1 pseudogene is annotated in these 214 nt (G+C 65.9%); it reads left to right on the top strand.

Features of this window, described 5'->3' with window-relative positions:
* Positions 1–99 precede the first annotated feature (99 nt).
* A pseudogene (locus ADK54_RS45000) lies at positions 100–214 on the top strand (transposase); the annotation flags it as partial.

The raw sequence follows: 214 nt of genomic DNA, 5'->3' as shown, positions 1-214 counted from the left end.
GGCGGGGATGCGATGTTGCGAAGGCAGAGCCATGCTCCAGCCTCCCACCACACCTCGTCCGACAGGTCAACTCTGACGGTTATTCACGTACAAGCCCCCGGGCGGACCGAGAACTGCCAGATCGGCGTCTTCGCCGCCTACGCCTCCGGACGGGGGCGGGCGCTGGTAGACCGGGAGTTGTATCTCCCCAAGTCGTGGACGAACGACCCGGACC

The sequence above is a fragment of the Streptomyces sp. WM6378 genome (assembly GCF_001279695.1).
In the GTDB taxonomy this organism is placed as follows: Bacteria; Actinomycetota; Actinomycetes; order Streptomycetales; family Streptomycetaceae; genus Streptomyces.
The sequence above is the reverse complement of the archived record's forward strand: the minus strand, read 5'-3'. Positions and strand labels throughout refer to the sequence as shown.